General features: G+C 58.7%; 4 protein-coding genes. All 4 read left to right on the forward strand.

Annotated elements, in window-relative coordinates; translation table 11 throughout:
• Nucleotides 1–149 precede the first annotated feature (149 nt).
• The 4 genes from SFLMC1_RS03615 to SFLMC1_RS03630 all read left to right on the forward strand — a co-directional run bounded on the left by SFLMC1_RS03615 (nt 150) and on the right by SFLMC1_RS03630 (nt 5,395).
• Nucleotides 150–734, forward strand: coding sequence for a histidine phosphatase family protein (locus tag SFLMC1_RS03615; RefSeq protein WP_152074727.1), 585 nt, complete (start codon nt 150–152; stop codon nt 732–734).
• Between the two features lie 248 nt (nt 735–982).
• Nucleotides 983–1,828: a PRD domain-containing protein gene (locus tag SFLMC1_RS03620; RefSeq protein WP_152074726.1), complete on the forward strand. Its 846-nt coding sequence runs from the start codon at nt 983–985 to the stop codon at nt 1,826–1,828.
• A 118-nt stretch (nt 1,829–1,946) separates the two neighbouring features.
• Nucleotides 1,947–3,386: a PTS transporter subunit EIIC gene (locus tag SFLMC1_RS03625; protein WP_154063901.1), complete on the forward strand. Its 1,440-nt coding sequence runs from the start codon at nt 1,947–1,949 to the stop codon at nt 3,384–3,386.
• A 560-nt stretch (nt 3,387–3,946) separates the two neighbouring features.
• Nucleotides 3,947–5,395 (forward strand): glycoside hydrolase family 1 protein, encoded by a 1,449-nt coding sequence (locus SFLMC1_RS03630; protein WP_152074724.1) that lies wholly within the window; start codon nt 3,947–3,949, stop codon nt 5,393–5,395.
• Nucleotides 5,396–5,431 lie beyond the last annotated feature (36 nt).

A 5,431-nucleotide genomic window follows, 5' to 3' on the forward strand; every position in this document is an offset into this window, starting at 1 on the left:
TTATTTTGGCAGGTTTTATCTGGGCAAACGTCATTTCCGCCACAAAGGGGCCAGGCACCTTTGTGGTGGTTTTGGCCAAAGAGGCTTTGACTTAAACCTACCTCTAGGTGTAATAATCGCTGACAAACGATTGCGATTACGGAGGTCTTATGCCAAAACTGTACTTTATGCGTCACGGCCAAACGCTCTTTAACTTGCTTCGTCGCAAGCAGGGCTGGTGTGACTCGCCGCTCACCGAGCTGGGAATCGAGCAGGCTAAAACTGTCGGCGCGACCCTGCGAGAGCGTGGCCTTGCGTTCGACCATGCGTACAGTTCCACGTCCGAGCGTGCGTGCGACACGCTTGAGCTTGCGTTTCCTGATCAGCCTTACGAGCGCGTCAAGGGCCTTAAGGAGTGGAACTTTGGCAAGTTTGAGGGTGCGAGCGAGGATTTGAATCCGCGCCTGCCGTACGGCGATTTTTACAAGCAGTATGACGGCGAGGGCGAAGACGAGTTTTGCGAGCGCATCATGGCGACCATCACCGAGCTCGTGCAGCGCCCTGGACATGAGAGCGTGTTGTGCGTGAGCCATGGCGCCGCAGCGGCTCAGGTCATGCGCGGCGTGGGCGTGGAACCGCTCAAGATGAAGAACCGCATCGGCAACTGCTGCGTGCTCGAACTCGACTTTAATCCCGCCACCAGCACATTCGCTCTCGCAGATCTGTACAACCCCTACGGCACCCCGCGCGAGTAGCATCAGGACATCAGCCAAAACCATCACAAAGGGGCCAGGCACCTTTGTGATGGTTTTGCCGTTTACAGGCGATTTCCTACCGTTCGGCGGACTTTCGCGCCAATGGGGCTTACGCCGCATGCAAGTTTCATCCTACAATCGCCCACGTGCTCACAAGTTTGTTACTCCTCGGGAGGCATCACTTGCGCATAATAGAAGACGAGGAATATCGCCCCGTCGTCTAGCGCCGATGTCCGAGGAGTTTTTTCATGCTCATTTTAAAGAAGATCAACAATAACGTTGCTCTTGCCGCCAGCGATGACGGTCGAGAGGTTGTTGTCTTTGGCAAGGGCATCGGTTTTCACGAGATGCCGTACCAACTTGCCGATGAGTCCCTCATCCAGCGCAAATTCTATAACGTTCCCGAAAGCCTGCAAGATATGGTGGGCACCCTTCCCGACGACGTCCTGCTCGCCGCGAGCGACATTGCCTGCTTCGCGTCGCAGCAGCTTGGCTGTAAGCTTTCCGGTGGCCTGCCCTTTATTCTGGCAGATCACCTGCAGTTTGCCGTTCAGCGCGACGACGACCAGCTCAGCGCTCCCAACCCGCTCGAGCACGAGGTGGCCTTCATCTACCCGCGCGAGCTGGAGATCGGCCAGGCCGCGCTCGCTATCGTGCAAAAGCACACCGGCGTCAAGCTGGGTCAGAACGAGGCCACGAGCGTCGCGCTCCACATCGTTAACGCCGAGGTCGACGGCATGGGCCGCGCCAAGGACATGGACTTCATCATGAAGAGCACCCGCGTGCTCGACGAGGTGACTCATTCCGTGGAAAAGCAGCTTGGCTGCTCGCTCGACACGGCGTCGTATAGCTATATTCGCTTTCTTGCGCACCTGCGTTTTTTGGTTCGTCGCCTCTGCAAGGGCAAGTGCACGCAGACCGAGAACTCCTCGCTGTTTATGCAGGCCGCCCGCGATTTTCCCGAGGCCTACCAGTGCGCATACGCCATCAACCGCGTGTTCGAGAAAGAGTTCAGGCAGAGCTGCTCGGACGAGGAGCTTCTGTATCTGATGATGCATATCAACCGTCTGCGATCGGCTTCGCAGACCGAGTGAGTAAAGCCGCCAGTCTGGCGGCAATCGCAACATTTCTTTTTGGTTTCTAACTGCGGGCAAGGTACCGGCTCGCGGTAGGGGATATTTTTGTCGAAATTTGGAAAAGAGAGGACAGATCATGGCAGGTAAATACGACGATCTTGCTGCCCAGATCGTAGAGCTGGTTGGCGGTAAGTCCAACGTCAAATGCGTCGCACACTGCATTACCCGTGTTCGTTTTAAGCTGAAGGACGAGTCGAAGGCCAATGACGAGGCAATCTCCGAGCTGCCCAACGTCATCAAGGTCATGCACGCCAACGGTCAGTACCAGGTTGTTGTGGGCAACATCGTCGAGGACGTCTACGACGCCGTTCTCAAGGCCGGCGGTTTTAGCGACGGCGGCGCCGTCGACGCCGATGACGACGATGCCGCTCCCAAGGGCGTTACCGATGTGATCATCGACCTCATCTCGGGCATCTTCGCCCCCATGCTCGGCACCTTCGCCGCTGCCGGTATCATGAAGGGCCTGCTGGCGCTCGCTACCTTCCTGGTCCCGAGCTTTGCCAACGACGGCGCCTATACGCTGCTCTACACCGTCGCTGACGGCATGTTCTACTTCCTGCCCGTGGTGCTTGGCTTTACTGCGGCCAAGAAGTTCAAGATGAGCGAGTTCAACGGCATGGCCATCGCCTTTGCTCTGGTCTATCCCACCATGGTTGCCCTGACCTCGGGCGAGGTTGTCGGTTCCGTGCAGCTCGGCTTTGCCGGCCCCTTCTCTTGGTACCCCACGTTCCTGGGCCTGCCGCTCATCATGCCTGCCTCGGGTTACACCAGCTCCGTTATCCCCATCCTTCTCATGATCTGGTTCGGTTCTACCCTCGAGCACTGGGTTAAGAAGTGGATGCCCGCTTCTATGAAGATGTTCTTCACCCCGCTGATCGTCGTCACCGTCACCGTCACCCTTGGCTACCTGGTCATTGGCCCCATCGCCACGCTCATCACCAACCTGCTCGGTGAGTTCTTCGCACTGCTGTTTGGCCTGCCCATGATCGGCTCCCTCCTGGGCTGCACCCTCGTCGGTGCCTTCTGGATGTGCCTGGTCATCTTTGGCTTCCACTGGTCGCTCGTGCCTATCGCGCTGGTCAACCTGTCCACTCTGGGCCACGACTACATCCTGGGCTCCGTTATCGCCCACTCCTTCTCGCTGGGCGCCGTGCTCTTTGCCATGTATCTCAAGAACAAGGACGAGAAGTTCCGCGGCATCGCGCTGCCGGCCATGATCTCCGCCTTCTTCTTTGGTGTCACTGAGCCCGCTATCTACGGTGTCGCCCTGCCCGATAAGAAGGCCTTCATCAACGCCAGCATCGGTTCTGCCGTGGGCGGCCTCATCATCGGTATCTCCGGCGCCGTGGTGTACATGTCCGGTGGTCTGGGCGTCTTCAACTGGCTGTCCTTCATCGACCCCTCCGGTGTTAACGGCATCAACCACATGATCTGGGCGATCGTTGCTTCGCTCGTGGGTGCCGTCGTGGGCTTCGCAATCGAGTTTGTCACCTTCAAGCCCGAGGCTGCCAAGTAGCCCAAACGACAAAGACTCGGTATCAAGCCGGCGGGGGGAGCGCCCCGCCGGCTTTTTCCAAATGGGCGAGATGCTCTGCGCATGCGCCCGTTTGGGCAACTGCCCAAATCAAGACTATGCCGGTTTACTACGATGAATCTACAGGGGCCGACCGCACCGTGATTTTTCGGAAATGGTCAAGCCTCCTACCTGCGTTTTTAGTTTTGCAATTTCCAGTGTGCTCGAGAGCCATCGATCCATCGTAGTAAACCGACATGGTTTTGATCGAACGGGCCTCGCGCGGGGCATCCAGTACATGCCTCGCCACGAAACCGGCCCATCTACTACGTTTATGTGGCAAGGGCCAACCACACGGTGGTTTTCCGAGAACCGTCAAGCCATCTACCTGCGGTTTTATTTTTGCCAATTGCGGCGTGGTCGGGGGTTCGCGGCAAAACGTAGTAGATAGGCAGGTTTCGTGGCGGCGGTCCTTGTGCGGACCCCGAGCGGGGCGCAAATTACCCCGCGGACGCCGCCCCAGCGTCCGTGGAACCCTCCCAACACGTACGAAAGGAGCCAATATGGCTTTTCCCGATGGATTTCTGTGGGGCGGCGCCACTGCCGCCAATCAGTGCGAAGGCGGATACAACGAGGACGGCAAGGGCCTCAGTGTTCCCGACATCATGACCGGCGGCACGGTCTCCGAGCCGCGCCACATTACCGACGGCATTCTGCCCCAGTACCACTATCCCAGCCACGAGGCCGTGGACATGTACCATCACTACCTCGACGATATCAAGCTTTTTGGCGAGATGGGCTTTAAGTGCTACCGCATGTCCATCAACTGGAGCCGTATCTTCCCCAACGGCGACGAGGCCGAGCCCAACCAGGCCGGCATCGAGTTCTACCGCCGCGTGTTCCAGGCCTGTCAGGAGCAGGGCATCGAGCCCATGGTCACCCTCAGCCACTACGAGCTGCCCTATGGCCTGTCCAAAAACTACGGCGGCTGGAAGAACCTCAAGCTCATCGATTTCTATCTCAACTACGCCCGCACTGTCATGACCGAGTACAAGGGCCTGGTGCGCTACTGGCTCACCTTTAACGAGATCAATTGCCTGCTCATGGGCGGCTTTGGCGGCGTGATGGGCGGCGGTATGGTGCCCGAGGCAACTGACACGCCCATGACCTTTGGCAACTGCGACTGGGACGACCCGCAGGCGCGCTTCGATGCCCTGCACCATCAGTTCTTGGCGAGCGCCAAGTGTGTCACCTTGGGTCATCAGATCGATCCTCAGAACAAGATCGGCTGCATGATCGCCGGCAACGCCTGCTACCCGCACACGTGCAATCCGGCCGACGTCCTGGCGGCACAAAAGCAACAGCGCGAGATGAACTTCTACTGCGGCGACGTTCAGGTCCGTGGCGCGTATCCGGCGTGGGCACGCAGCCTGTGGCGCCGCGAAGGCGTGCACGTGGAGGTCTCGCCCGAGGACGCCGCCACGCTGGCCGCCGGCAAGGTCGACTTCTACAGCTTTAGCTACTATATGAGCGCCACGGCCACGGCCGACCCGGTGCTGCTGGAGCAGGGCAACATCTTTGGTGGCGCCGGCAACGAGTATCTCAAGAAGAGCGATTGGGGTTGGGCGATCGACCCCGTGGGCCTGCTCTACTACCTGGAGGAGGTCTACGACCGCTACCAGGTGCCGCTGATGATTGTCGAGAACGGCCTGGGCGCGGTGGACGAGGTCGAGGCGGACGGTTCGATTCACGACGGCTACCGTATCGATTACCTGCGCGAGCATATCAAGCAGATGGAGATTGCCATCGAGGACGGCGTGGACCTGATGGGCTACACCATGTGGGGCTGCATCGATTTGGTGAGCGCCTCGACTGGCGAGATGAAGAAGCGTTACGGCTTTATCTACGTCGACAAGGACAACGACGGCAACGGTACGCTCGCCCGCAGCCGAAAGGACAGCTTCTTCTGGTACAAGAAGGTCATCGAGTCCAACGGCGCCGACCTGGCCTAGCCGGGGCTAACCTGCCAAAAAGGGACAGGTTTATTT

Origin of the sequence: Collinsella aerofaciens (assembly GCF_901212495.1) — a bacterium.
In the GTDB taxonomy this organism is placed as follows: domain Bacteria; phylum Actinomycetota; class Coriobacteriia; order Coriobacteriales; family Coriobacteriaceae; genus Collinsella; species Collinsella aerofaciens_H.

What these genes read in the sequence shown, in the direction of transcription:
- SFLMC1_RS03615 (WP_152074727.1), top strand. Translation starts at nt 150, where the DNA reads ATGCCAAAACTGTACTTTATGCGTCACGGCCAAACGCTCTTTAACTTG.
- SFLMC1_RS03620 (WP_152074726.1), top strand. Translation starts at nt 983, where the DNA reads ATGCTCATTTTAAAGAAGATCAACAATAACGTTGCTCTTGCCGCCAGC.
- SFLMC1_RS03625 (WP_154063901.1), top strand. Translation starts at nt 1,947, where the DNA reads ATGGCAGGTAAATACGACGATCTTGCTGCCCAGATCGTAGAGCTGGTT.
- SFLMC1_RS03630 (WP_152074724.1), top strand. Translation starts at nt 3,947, where the DNA reads ATGGCTTTTCCCGATGGATTTCTGTGGGGCGGCGCCACTGCCGCCAAT.